Source organism: Paraburkholderia eburnea (assembly GCF_002917095.1).
GTDB classification, from domain to species: Bacteria; Pseudomonadota; Gammaproteobacteria; order Burkholderiales; family Burkholderiaceae; genus Paraburkholderia; species Paraburkholderia eburnea.
On the sequence record NZ_PQGA01000020.1, the window covers coordinates 75818 to 87469 of the forward strand.

An 11652-nucleotide genomic window follows, 5' to 3' on the forward strand; every position below is an offset into this window, starting at 1 on the left:
GCGCACACGCGCACGCGTATACGAGTTACGTTGTTTTGTGCCAGATGCGCCGGTCGGCATGCTCGAATGGGGACTCAGTTGTCGGCGTATGGGGTGTATGCGGGGGTATGCGGGTGTTTGAGGTCAATGCCTCGGAAACCGCGCAGACCCGCCGGGTTTTTCCATTTATCGTATCCACGCGTGATGAGCAGATCGGAAAACCGTCGTTGTGATCCGACAAACTCACCGGCGGATTCCGCCCATTGCTTCCAGTCGCTGAACAGTTCGGCGCTTAGCGACTTCGCGTTGACCTCACGCACGCAGCGTTCGTCGAGCCAGCGGCCCAGTGCATCCTCGGCCTCGAAATACTCCTCGGTCGCGTCTCTCACCTGTTGCGGCGGGTCAAGTCGCCCCAAACGTTGCCAGTCGAGGCAGCCCTGGATTGCCCACGCCAGGATGCCGTCGCGCTCGGCCAGGAGTTTCTGCTGGAGCAGCTTGTCGCGCCGCTCAGCCGGGATGGTGAGCGTGAACGGGATCAGATGCAGCCGCCGCTTCATGGCTTCGTCGATGTTGCGGATCGCGGGTTTGTGGTTCCCGGCAACAAACAGCTTGAATTGCGGTAGGAACTCGAAGAAGTCCTGCCGCATGAAGCGCGCGGAGATCTTGTCGCCACCCGTGAGGTTCTTGATCTTCGACTCGGCCCAGCGCCTCCCCTGTTCCGTTTCGATCGCCGACACAAAGCGCGCGCCACGCAGGCTCGCCATATCCGTCGGATGCCGGTCATTACGCGTTTCCATGAATGTGTCCATCGGTGCGTTGGTGGCGTAGTCGCCCAGGATCGTTGCCAGCGTGTTCACGAATACCGACTTGCCGTTGGCGCCCGTACCGTAGAGGAAGAACAGCGCATGCTCCTGCGTCGAACCGGTGAGCGCGTAGCCCACCGTCCGTTGCAGATAGGCCTGTAGCTCGATATCCTCGCCGGTGACCTCGATGAGGAACTGCCGCCAGATCGGGCAGTTGCCGCCTGGGGTCGCCGTCGTGACCCGAGTCATCCGGTCGGTACGGTCGTGCGCGCGCTGTCTGCCGGTCGTGAGATCGACTACGCCACCTGGCGTATTGAGCAGCCACGGGTCGGCGTCCCATTCCGCGGTGGTGGCCGCATGCCGGCGATCCGATCGAGCCAGCCGTTCGACGCCAGCGACCGTCCCAGAGCTGGCGAGTCTGGCGGCAATCTTCGGATTGTCGGCATGCATGGCCGTGTGGCGGCACACGCTACGGATCAGGTCGGTCGCGGCCAGCGTGTCTTCGGCGCGCCAGCGGTGACCGTCCCACATCATCCAGCGTCCCCATGCCGACACGTAGCGCCAGTCGCGGTAGTAGCGGCGGGTGAATGCCAGCGCCAGCGCGTCTTCCGTGCCCCATACGGATTCGTCGCTGCCGACGGCCGGTTCCTGTTCGATGTCGATGTTGTAGATCTGGGCACGCGGGGCTTGGGCGAGAAAGGCTGCGAGATCGAAACACTCAGCCACGGCATCTGCTGCATCCCACCCTTCTGAAGCTTCCTCGGGTGGATACAGAATGTGGCAAGACTTCGCGCCTGCCGTGAGGATGGCCTGTGCCGCCTGCGTCGCATACTCCCAGCCGGGTTTGTCGCGGTCGGGCCAGATGAGCACGGCCTTGTCCGCGAGCGGAGACCAGTCGGTCTTCTCGACGGGCGCGTTCGCACCGTGCATCGCCGTGGTTGCGACGATGCCTGCGTTGATCAATGCCTGTGCGCATTTCTCTCCTTCGACCAGGACCACCTGCGCGGCATTGACCATGCCCGGCTGGTTGTAGAGAGGGCGCGGATTGGGCGGGGCCATCTTGCGGCGCTTCGCATCCCACGGCCGGAATTCCTTCTTCCGGCCCGGTGGGTCGTAGCGGTAGACGACAGCAATCAGCTGGCCGCTGGCATCCAGGTAATCCCACTTGGCCGTGGCCGGGCCGAGATCGTCGACCGGCGCTTCCTTTTTCGTGCGTCGTTTCGGCGTGAGGGCGCTCTGTCCAATCAGCTCGCGTGCCTCCTGCAGCACGCGCGGGAAATCGACGTGAGCGTTGACACCGAGCCATGCCGCGATCAGATCGAAGATGTCGCCGCCGTCACCGGTAGCGCGGTCGGTCCACAATCCGGCCTTCTCTCCGGCGAGCACTATTTCTAGGCTATCGCCCGGGCTACCCAATACGTCACCGACAAGGAACAGACCCCGGCGCTGCTTGCCTGCCGGGTACAGGACGGTGAGGACCGATTCGATATGGGCAATCAATGTCGCGCGTATCTCGTCACGGTTCGTGTCCTCATGTACGGAGGACGGGATGTCGTTGAAATCGATCATTTTGAGTTCTCCCCGATTGCGGTTATGGCCGTGTGTTCCAGCAGCGGTCCTGCCACGCGCACATCCGGCATTCGAAGTGAGTGGGGTCATTGAATCCGCGCGGCAGTCGTTCGCCGGCATCGCTTGCGCCAATCACTGTCACGGCACGGTCGGACATGCGTTGGGCGAGCACCGCATCGAACGGAACCAGCTCGATGTAGAGATCCATCGTGTCGGCGTTGATTGCCGTGAACACGGCGGGATGCTCGTGCAGACCGAGATAGGCCTGGTAGAGCGCGACCTGTGCGGCATAGATAGGTTTGGCGACGGTGAGCCGGTGCTTGAGCAATTCGCGCCACGACTTGCCGCCGAGGCACTTGTTTTCCCAGAGCGCCGGATAGCTGACGTCGTCGGGGCCGCCGGCGAGCACACCGTCGATATGTCCCTGCAGCCGACCATCGAGAGCCGAGAAGCCGAACTGCTCGCCATCAGCCTTGCGTGTGCGAAGATCGAATCCGGCATCACGCAGCCATGCGACCATGCAGTCCTCCATCACATGACCACGCTCGAAGATGCGCAGCATGCGGCCCGGGAAATCATGACCGTGGTCGACGGCGGTGCGCTCGTATTCGTACTGCAATGCACGCTCGCACGCGGCCCCCAGACGCGAGGCACCGAGATACGTGCGACTGCCTTCACGTTTGCTCGTGCGCTGCATGCCGGCATCAATCAGTGTCGTGATCCGCTCCGACAAAACGGACGAAGAATTGAAATCCATCATTGCGCGACCTCCCACGGCAGGTCGTCTGCCATATCGGCAAACGGATCGCGCGGTGGCGTCGTTCCGCGCACGGTGGACTGGCGCGTCGCCTCGTGGTGCGAGACCATCTGTTCCGTCCAGCAGGTGACGATCGCGTCAATCACACGCAGGGCTTCTTCCTCGGCATACGCGCCGAGGGACTTGTCGAAACCAATCTCGCCAGCGGCTTCGCCGAAGGCCTTGAGGCACCGCTTCATTGCGGCGCGTTCGACTTCAGTCGGATCAATCATGGTGTTCTCCGCAATGGTTGCGCCGCCGTCCAGGGCACGAAGCCTGGTGCCGTACAGCGCATGGAAGGCGTCCTGGCAGCGTCGCGAGCAGAACGCCCCGTCAATCGGGTAGCGCCGGGGATTGCCGATACCGTGACGGGTATCGGCATGCGTGAGTCCCCGGGCCTGACGGGTGCAGACCCAGCATTTCATTGGGGATCTCCGCGTCAGGCCCAGGCAGGTTTGCCCGCCGGTGCCGGTCGGGTCGTGGTCGGCGCGGGACGGAAAGATGGCGCGGTCTGTGCCGGAGCACCCGACTGGCCGCCGGAGCCCGAAGGCTTCGCGGCACTGCCCATGAATGCGGGGTAGTCGGCGTGATCCGGTTCGACCGCCATGCGGACGACGTTGCGGTCATCGCCGCGCGCATCCTTCTCGATGTCCACGCGCACGATGAACTCGATGCCATCGAGATCGGCGAAGCTCTCGATGCGGCGGGCAGCCGATGCCTGCGGACTGTTGTCCTGCGGATGGACGTGACGAGCGCTGTTGAGAGTTGCGCGGATGAAGCTGCGCCCCATCTGCCCCCAGGTCGGCCCCTTGCGGGAGTGGAGGCCGATGTTCGTCCACATCTTGCGTTTGGCATACGGGCCGTCGGTCACGACAAATTCACAGGCCAGATAGACCGAGCCCGTCTCGAACGATTCGGTCGCGTACCCGCCAGTCCAGCCCTGCTCGGGATCATCATGGCCACCGGGCTTGATGGTCATGCGAACCGGTACGACGGTGCCCTTCGGGATCAGCTCAAAACCAGCGTGCTGGGCGTCGGCATCGTTGAAGTCGTTCCATTGGGACATGATCAGTTCCTCGTCGTCGGGGATTGGGTCGCTGCGGCTGCGCATTTGCGGATCAGCGCGTGGAGATCGGGCGGCTCGAGCAGGTCGAGCTGACCAGAGCGATCCTTGGCCGGATAGCCGTAGGGGTTGAGCGTGTGGGTGACGAATGCGCGATAGGAGGTGCCGTCGTCGGCCTTGATCTCGGCGAGTGTGACGACCTCGTCGACGATGCCAGGCAGCTCGGCGGCAGTCTTCGAGCCTTCGATCTGCGGGGTGAACACCTTGCGGTTGAAATCGTCGACACGCTCGTCGAGAATCGCGACGAACACGACGTTCTTGCCGCGCGCATGCTGCAGATGGGTCAGTGCCGCGAGCATTTCCGTGCCAAGCAGGCCATAGGCACCGCGCATGTCGGGCTTGCCCGTGCGATCGGACACGGCCTGCGGCTGGGTTCTGGCCCAGATCAGTGCCAGACGCGCGAGCACGGTGATGCTGTCGACGAAGTACGTGTCGTAGCGGACCAGCTGCGCCGGATCGCCGAAGCGTTCGCATACGTGGTGGAAATGCGCGTCCGAGAACGGCACCTCCGGTGGCAGGGCCGGGTTGGGGCCTGCGAGGAACACGACGAGATCGCGGAATTCCGGCCAGGTAGCCGGGCGCATGCAGTCGCCTTGCCAGTCGCGCACTGCGAGGTCACCCGCCTCGAGATCGACGAACAGGGTGGTGGCCTCGGGCAGCGTCCGGAGCAGGCTCGTCTTGCCGATACCGCTCTTGCCGAACACGGCGATCTTGACGCCTTGGCGCTCGGCTAGCCGCTGGTCAGCGGTGATGATGGGCAGAGCCATTACGCGGCCTCCTTCAGCAGCTCGGCGACTGCCGGATTCCAGAGAATCTGGTAGCCCGAGTGACCGTTGCGTGAGTACGGCATGGCCTCGGCCCACGCTTCGCCAGCCGAGGTGAGCTCCCACTCGTCGCGGTCGTTGCGCATCTGCAGGCCGTGACGCGCAAGACGCTGGTTTGCGGCTTTCGCCGAGATGCTCAGAAGCTGGCCAACCTGCGTGGCGTTGAGCGAGCAGATGGGTGCGTCCGTCGCGGGCAACGCGCGGCGCAGCGTTTCGACGGCGATACCGGTGTTCTCGTGGATACAGGTCAGCGTTGCAGCCATCGCAATGCCGGCCTTGACGCCAGGGACCTTCGCCACGGCCTCGCCGATCAGGAGGATCGACGACACGCGGTCCTGGGTCGGTGCGGGCAGGCTGGCGACGGCGTTGTAGCTGCCGGTCTTGCGAATGGCGGGCAGCACTTCGCTCGTGACCCAGCGCTTGAAGCGTTTTGCCGCGTCCTTGGTGCTGCCGAGGATCAGGGCATACAACCCCGATTCGTTGACGTGGTTCTGGCGCTGACGGCCGCCTGGCGTAAGGGTGTCCAACTTCTGGACATCCTCGTCATCGACATGCGATTCGACGGCCTGGCGCGGATTACCGAACTCGAGCACAGTGCACACGTCATTGGCGTTGAACCACGGCTGGCCAGCGTCATCGATATGGACGCGCACTGCGTGGGCTTCGAATTCGAACGGAAGGATATTCGTCATGGTCAGGCTCCCATGTCGTTGAGGAGGGCCAGCCGGAAAGTCGGCTTACCGGGTTTGGTGGTACGAGCCGACGCAAACTGCTCGCGCAATGCCGGCGGCCAGTTCGAGAAGCGTGATTCGGGAATCGACAGCTCAACGTCGACGTAGTCCTCTGCTCGCTCACCGGCAGCCGTGATGCGTGCGGCCATCTTGGACAGGCCTTCCTGGTCCCAGGACACGCGGCGCGGCAGTTCGAACGTGATGCGCAGCGTGCCGTCGGACACGTGTGTAGTGCCGAAGTCGCGACCGGAGTCACGCAGAGCTGCGCGAGCCTGTTCGCCGTAAGCGGCATCGAGCGCCGCGTCGAACTTCGCGCGGGCCGATTTCAGCCATTCGCTGGCTTCGGCGAGGTTGCGGTGGATTTCGGCTTTCTGGGCCGCAGGAAGAGCCGCGAGTTGGGCCACGGACATGGCCGCGAGGTCGGCGGGGAAAATCGTCATATCGGTCATGGCGATTCCCCTTACTGGTTCATCGAAGCGTGGACGGCTGCAGTCCCTTTCCCTTCGAAGGGTTCGGACGTGCTTCGGCGCAGGCTTTCCGTTTCGTAGGCTTCGACATCCTCGAGGCGGTACAGGACGCGCCCTTGCAGTTTCATGAAGACGGGGCCGATGCCATCGGAGCGCCAGCGTTCGAGGGTGGCCTCGCTGATGTCCCAGCGTTCAGCCAGATCGCGTTGATTGAGGTGTTTGACGGTCACGTTTTTCTCCTTTCGAGTGGTTGCGAAAACGTGAGGCCATGTTCGAATTCGGGATGTACGGGCGTCAGCCAACGCCATGTACGGGCTGATGTACGGGCTCAGACGGAGCCAGAGAAAGCCGGGCCCAGAAAGCAAAAAACCGCCCGAAGGCGGTTGTGCGTGAAGCCGAATGTCAGCGCAGGTTTATTCCAGCTTGATGCCATACCCCGCGTCGTCATGCGTGATGTAGTCGAGCCACTGGTTGTTGCTGCTGAAGATGCTTGGAACGCGCTTGCCGCGCGCTGCCTCCCGTGAGCCGTAAACGGCGACCAGGATGTCACCGGCAGAAACGCGGGTGCGGCCGTTTTCGAACTGTTCGACCAGATACTTCACCACGGCGATCTGCTTGGCACCTTTGATGGTCCAAGGCTTGTCCGCCCTGGTGGCGATGACCAGCGTATTGGTGTACGGGTCGAAGCGAACCGGGAGCGATTTTTCCTCCTTGCTACCCGCCGGTGCTACCAGTAGGCGATGGAGCAGGTCGGTGTCGACCTGTGGCTTGATCACGTAGTCCACCAGAACGCCGGAGATCGGAACGATGCGGTAGCTACGGGGTGGCGGCACAATGTCGGGCAGGCCTTGGCCTGTTGTGAAAATCAGGCCCTGTTCGGGTAGTGACGCAGCACGGAAGTGGCCGAAGACCCGGTCGATGGATGACGACAGCCCTCGCACCAGCCATACATCGACCTGCGCGTCGGCGATGCGCATCTTGCCGAGGTTCCACAGCGTGCTACCAATGGCCGGCATCGTGATGCCACGGCGATGAGCCTGTGGAATTCCGAGCAGGTCCGCCAGGTAGTTCAACAGCCTGGTGTCCGATACAGCATGAACTGCCACGAGATCAGCCGGCACGTATTTGGAGCGGAAGGTTTCTGGACAGCGGTAGCGATACCGTTCGGGCTCATCTTCCTCGAGATCGACCATGACCGTTTCATCGCCGCGGGGAGCCGGGTAGCCACCGGCGTATCCGATGCACTCGGTCCATGTGTCGAGATCGCGCCGGGACAGGGCCGTCGTGCGCGGCAGGCTCCATCCGGGCACGCCCTGCAGACGTTGCCCGCCCGCGTCGGGGATCGGCTGGTTCGATTGTTCGAACAGTGCGATCAGCTCAAGCAGCGAGCGCGTCGTCAGTGGTGTCGTCTGCACTTCCGATCTCCTTCACCAGATTCCACCTGGCGAGCAGGCGGTCGCACAGCGCCCGATCCTTTTCCCGCTTGGTCTTGATATTGCAGCGATTTTCGTCGCGCAGAATGACGGTGATCGTGCGTGCGCGATCGATGCCGACCTTCTTGATGCGAATCGAAAGCTTCGCGTAGTTGAGGTGGTGGTCACGGAAATCGAAGCTCGTGGAGATCAGGGAACGGGCGGCCGTGTAGATGTCGTCGGTGTCCTTTGCCCAGATTTTTACCAGCAGTGATCGATGGTTTTCAGATGCATAGCCGAGCTCGATCACCTTGACCGACGCGACGTTTTCACCGGAGATGTCGAAATTCCGGGGAGCGGCCAGGCTCTGGTAATCGTATTGCTTGAGCGGGACCTTTTCGCCGGTGATCGGCGACTGCAGCAACGAGTCTGCTGCGATGCGCGCCAGCGATTCACGTCCGTCCGTGTCTTTCGACAGGATTTCGAGATGACCGTTGGCCGGCTCGTAGGTGACGTGCGAGGACACGGCACGCACGACCTCCTGCGGCACCAGTTCACTGTCCTGGACGCAATCGACGATTTCGGGCGGGCGGTTGTGGTGGACACTGATCTGGTACAGCTCGATGTCCTCGCCGGTCTGCGTGTCCGGGCGCAGTCGCTTGAACACCTGTACGGCGACGTCTGTCGCTGCACAGCCAAGCTGTTCGGCCACTGCATTGTGGAAGGACTGCCGCGCCTCCACATCGTCCAGCACTGCGAGATTTTTGGGGGCCAAGTACCCCGAATAGCAGGTCGCACTTTGGCGGAATACGTCCGCCTGCCGGGCATTCAGGGCTTCATCGAATAGCGACGGAACATGGCGATACAGCCAGATGGCGCGCTCGTACTGGTTGCGAATTGCGGAAAACGCTGTCTGGGCCCGCTCATCGAAGATGTCCTGGCTGATCCCGTCGATGACGTCCTGTCCAGGACCATCGGACAGCAACACGATGCGTTCGGCAACCTCCTCGATCTGCTGCCGTTCCCCGACATCGAGGCTTGCCAGTTCGGCTTCCATCGCCGCCCGCTGGTCCCGCTTGGTCTGGTCGTCATCCAGATCCACCAGATCCAGGCCGAATTTATCGACCATGAATTCGTGGAACACGGCCGGCGTCACATGGCCGAGCAATTTCGACAGATTCTCTGCATCGTTCATCGCTACCCCTTTCTCAACGTGTGGATCAGGCTGGCTTCGGTCTGTGTGGCCCTGTTTTTGATCGGGATGTACAGATCGATGACGTTCGGTTTACCGAACGGATACGATTATTTCGGGACAGTGATGGGTTTGTCAAGCAGTTACGAATTCGTTCGGTCGGGTGGTATCATTTTCAGGGTAAACGGGAACGATCAGGAGATTTCAGTGCCATCCCCCCTGGGTGACAAGATCCGTGCGCGGCGCAAGGAAAAAAAGCTCAGTCTCGAGCAGCTGGCCGAGCTGACCGATTCCAGCAAGAGCTATATCTGGGAGTTGGAAAACAAGGACGACCCGAAGCCGTCGGCTGAGAAGATCGGGAAGATCGCTGCCGTGCTCGATGTGACGACGGAATTTCTGCTGAACGAGTCCACGACGACTCCCGACGAGGAAGTGGTCGACGAAGCTTTCTTCCGCAAGTACAAGAGCATGTCCGAGCCGGACAAGAAAAAAATCCGGAAGATCCTGGATGCCTGGGAGGACGAATGACGGCTGTGAAAAAGCCGAAGGCGGCAGCTAATCAGATTTCGTCGATGCTGAACGCTGTACTCGGTGTGGACCGGTTTCCGGTCAAGGTCGATGAACTGGCGCTGGAGTTTTCACGGCAGTGCTTCGCGGATTCACCGATCGACAAGGTGGTCGGCGAGGACATGGATGATTTTGAAGGCATGCTGGCTGCGAACAAGGCACGGTCGAAATGGCTCATCGTCTATAACAGCGCCGTGCGATCGGAGGGGCGCAAGCGCTTCACCGTCGCTCACGAATTTGCCCACTACCTGTTGCACCGCCATCAGCAGGACCGTTTTGAGTGCGGCACCGATGACATTGAGACGGGCGACAACAATGGGCGCGATATCGAGGCTGAGGCGGATGTCTTCGCCTCGACCCTGCTGATGCCGCTGGATGATTTCCGGCGACAGGTGGACGGGCAGCCGGTCAGCTTTGATCTGCTCGGTCACTGTGCCGATCGCTACGGCGTTTCTCTGACAGCGGCAGCTTTGCGCTGGACCGAAATCGCGCCGAAGCGTGTCGTGCTGGTGGCCAGTCGCGACGACCATATGCTGTGGGCGAAATCGAACGAGGCGGCGTTCAAATCGGGGGCATATTTTGCGACGCGCAGGAACACAATCGAGTTGCCTCGCCAGGCGCTTGCCCACAGCGATAACGGCTGGAGTGCAGGCGATCAGCAGACGGGCCGAGCGCAGCACTGGTTTCAACATGAACCTGCCAGCATGCCCGTTACCGAAATGACCCGGGTGGCAGGGCAGTACGACTATACATTGACGCTGCTGTCGTTGCCCGACGCGGAATGGCAACGGCCCCGGCATGATGATGAAGAGGCCGAGGAGGACAGCTTCGACCGGTTCATCCGCAACGGACAGTACCCGGTGCGGTAGATCATGAGCGCGTACAAGTGGCAGTTCAGTTCCCGTTTCCGCCGCAACGCCTTCGGCTGGCGATCCGACACGCCGATTCAGCGTATCAAGGAAGCGCTTTCAGAAATCAAGGCGGTCGCGCGCAAGGAGCCAGTGGTTGCGGCCGAGGGGGCGGTGCTGCTCCTCGAAAAGCTGTCGCCCGCGCTGGAGCAGGTCGACAGTTCGTCGGGTGCTCTGGGCACGACGGTCAACAAAGCCATCGAAACACTGGTGCCGATCATTGCGAAGGCGGATGTCGACGCGTGCGTTCGGCAGCGTTGGGTCGAACGCCTGTGGCAGGCTTTGCAGGACGATGAGATGCCCTACATCGAATCGCTTGGGGAGCACTGGGGCGAATTGTGCGTCACCCCAGAGATTGCTGCCCGGTGGGTCGATGAGTTCTTGCCGCTGGTCGAACATGTCTGGGGTTCCCAATCCTCCGGTCATGGTTTTTTCAAGGGGACCGGTGCATGCCTTGCTTCGTTGTACGCCGCCGGTCGCCATGAACAACTGCTCGCGTTGCTGGAGCGAGCGCCGTTCAAGTGGTGGTATTACCGCCAGTGGGGCGTAAAGGCGCTCGAAGCGATGGGGAAGAAGGCGGAGGCGATTCGATATGCCGAGCAGTCGCGCGGCTTGAACGACCCAGGCTGGCAGATCGCAGAGGCCTGCGAAGCCCTCCTGTTATCGTCGGGCATGGCGGAGGAGGCATATCGACGCTATGCGATCGAAGCCAATCAAGGCACGACCAATCTCGCCACCTTTCGCGCGATCGCCAAAAAATATCCGAACATTCCGCCGGAGCAGATTCTGCGCGACCTGGTTGCCAGCACGCCCGGTGCTGAAGGCAAGTGGTTCGCCGCCGCGAAGGATGCCGGCCTGTTCGACGTTGCCATCGAGTTGGTCACGCGCAGCCCGACCGACCCGCGCACACTGGCACGCGCAGCAAGAGATTTTGCCGAGCTTCAGCCTGGGTTCGCGGTCGCTGCCGGCCTTGCTTCATTGCGATGGATTTCGCTCGGCCATGGTTATGAAATCACGGGTACCGATGTGCTCGATGCCTATTCTGCCGTGTTGAAGGCGGCGTCAACGGAAGGCATGGATATTCGGCAGGTCAAGACTCAGATCAGGGATCTGCTGGCCTCGACGCCTGCAGGCAATCAGTTTATGAAGACCGTTCTGGCTCATCATCTGGCGGTCTGATTCAGTCGCGTTTTCGTGCCAGCTCGCATCAGTATGTGGGCATCCGAAACTCCCTCATGGTGTCGGTGACGGTTCGTCCGGAGAATTTCGCTTTCAAGGCGA

At 61.8% G+C, this 11652-nt stretch carries 13 protein-coding genes; 3 read left to right on the forward strand and 10 right to left on the reverse strand.

Annotated features, from left to right (window positions below; all coding sequences use genetic code 11):
• Window positions 1–74: 74 nt before the first annotated feature.
• From B0G62_RS25900 to B0G62_RS25945, 10 genes are all read right to left on the reverse strand, one after another.
• Window positions 75–2351, reverse strand: a complete 2277-nt coding sequence (locus B0G62_RS25900; RefSeq protein WP_103707033.1) for a phage/plasmid primase, P4 family — start codon at window positions 2349–2351, stop codon at window positions 75–77.
• Window positions 2352–2373: 22 nt separating this feature from the next.
• Window positions 2374–3111 (reverse strand): hypothetical protein, encoded by a 738-nt coding sequence (locus tag B0G62_RS25905; protein WP_103707034.1) that lies wholly within the window; start codon window positions 3109–3111, stop codon window positions 2374–2376.
• Entirely contained in the window at window positions 3108–3572 is a 465-nt protein-coding gene (locus B0G62_RS25910) for a DUF6511 domain-containing protein (RefSeq protein WP_103707035.1), read from the reverse strand. The genes B0G62_RS25905 and B0G62_RS25910 overlap by 4 nt, the downstream gene beginning before the upstream one ends.
• A 14-nt stretch (window positions 3573–3586) precedes the next feature.
• Entirely contained in the window at window positions 3587–4213 is a 627-nt protein-coding gene (locus tag B0G62_RS25915; RefSeq protein ID WP_103707063.1) for a hypothetical protein, read from the reverse strand.
• A gap of 2 nt (window positions 4214–4215) precedes the next feature.
• Complete coding sequence (locus tag B0G62_RS25920; protein ID WP_103707036.1) at window positions 4216–5037, reverse strand: ATP-binding protein; 822 nt, start codon at window positions 5035–5037, stop codon at window positions 4216–4218.
• Window positions 5037–5786 (reverse strand): BRO-N domain-containing protein, encoded by a 750-nt coding sequence (locus B0G62_RS25925; protein WP_103707037.1) that lies wholly within the window; start codon window positions 5784–5786, stop codon window positions 5037–5039. The genes B0G62_RS25920 and B0G62_RS25925 overlap by 1 nt, the downstream gene beginning before the upstream one ends.
• A gap of 2 nt (window positions 5787–5788) precedes the next feature.
• Entirely contained in the window at window positions 5789–6274 is a 486-nt protein-coding gene (locus tag B0G62_RS25930) for a hypothetical protein (protein WP_103707038.1), read from the reverse strand.
• Window positions 6275–6285: 11 nt separating this feature from the next.
• Window positions 6286–6522 (reverse strand): helix-turn-helix domain-containing protein, encoded by a 237-nt coding sequence (locus B0G62_RS25935; RefSeq protein WP_059670960.1) that lies wholly within the window; start codon window positions 6520–6522, stop codon window positions 6286–6288.
• A gap of 183 nt (window positions 6523–6705) precedes the next feature.
• The gene (locus B0G62_RS25940; protein ID WP_103707039.1) at window positions 6706–7707 is read right to left on the reverse strand and encodes a hypothetical protein; all 1002 of its coding nucleotides are present in this window, start codon (window positions 7705–7707) and stop codon (window positions 6706–6708) included.
• On the reverse strand, window positions 7670–8899 hold the full coding sequence (locus tag B0G62_RS25945; RefSeq protein ID WP_103707040.1) for a hypothetical protein: 1230 nt from the start codon (window positions 8897–8899) through the stop codon (window positions 7670–7672). Before B0G62_RS25945 ends, B0G62_RS25940 begins: the two co-directional genes overlap by 38 nt.
• Window positions 8900–9103: 204 nt before the next feature.
• Here B0G62_RS25945 and B0G62_RS25950 point away from each other — a divergent pair, with 204 nt between their 5' ends.
• The 3 genes from B0G62_RS25950 to B0G62_RS25960 are packed head-to-tail and all read left to right on the forward strand — an operon-like array spanning window position 9104 to window position 11550.
• Entirely contained in the window at window positions 9104–9424 is a 321-nt protein-coding gene (locus B0G62_RS25950; RefSeq protein ID WP_103707064.1) for a helix-turn-helix domain-containing protein, read from the forward strand.
• Window positions 9421–10332: an ImmA/IrrE family metallo-endopeptidase gene (locus B0G62_RS25955; RefSeq protein WP_103707041.1), complete on the forward strand. Its 912-nt coding sequence runs from the start codon at window positions 9421–9423 to the stop codon at window positions 10330–10332. The genes B0G62_RS25950 and B0G62_RS25955 overlap by 4 nt, the downstream gene beginning before the upstream one ends.
• Before the next feature lie 3 nt (window positions 10333–10335).
• Window positions 10336–11550, forward strand: a complete 1215-nt coding sequence (locus B0G62_RS25960; RefSeq protein ID WP_103707042.1) for a hypothetical protein — start codon at window positions 10336–10338, stop codon at window positions 11548–11550.
• Window positions 11551–11652 lie beyond the last annotated feature (102 nt).